This is a genomic window from Thiorhodococcus mannitoliphagus (assembly GCF_010915725.1).
Lineage (GTDB): Bacteria > Pseudomonadota > Gammaproteobacteria > Chromatiales > Chromatiaceae > Thiorhodococcus > Thiorhodococcus mannitoliphagus.
The window spans coordinates 1-495 of the sequence record NZ_JAAIJR010000455.1 but is presented as its reverse complement, the minus strand read 5'-3'; the positions used below and the strand labels follow the sequence as shown (position 1 = coordinate 495).

At 62.8% G+C, this 495-nt stretch carries 1 protein-coding gene and 1 pseudogene; both read left to right on the top strand.

Annotation, left to right across the window (positions count from 1 at the left end):
- A pseudogene (locus tag G3480_RS27380) lies at positions 1-279 on the top strand (methyl-accepting chemotaxis protein); the annotation flags it as partial.
- A gap of 40 nt (positions 280-319) precedes the next feature.
- A partial coding sequence (locus tag G3480_RS29170; protein ID WP_206171953.1) for a chemotaxis protein CheW occupies positions 320-495 on the top strand: 176 nt, incomplete at its 3' end.

Here is a 495-nt window from a genome sequence, read left to right as displayed (position 1 = left end):
ATTGGTCAGATCAACGACGCCATGAGCCAACTCGACAAGGCCACCCAGCAGAACGCCTCCTCTTCCGAGGAACTCGCGGCCACGGCCGAGGAACTCAACGGCCAGGCCAGTCAGCTGCAAGAGACCATGTCCTTCTTCCGCCTCGGCGCCTCGGGCGGCTCCAGCGTGCGCGTCGCATCGCGCCCGATGCACAGTGGTCGCGGGAAGCGCGCTAGCGATGCTGGCGAGACCGAGGTCGACCTCGACGACTTCGACCAGAAAGACTTCGAGAGCTTCTGAGTGGAGGTCGATGAGTGGAGGTCGATGATTGGAGGTCGAAATGGGGGAACTCATGGTAAGCAAGACCGCGACCGAGCCTGACGTGGACGCCGACGAGGCCGGCCAATACCTGACCTTCGACGTCGGCGAGGAGTGCCTAGCGATGTCGATCGACGCCGTCAAGGAGATCATCGAGACCCCGGTGATCACGCGCGTGCCCATGACGCCGGATTACAT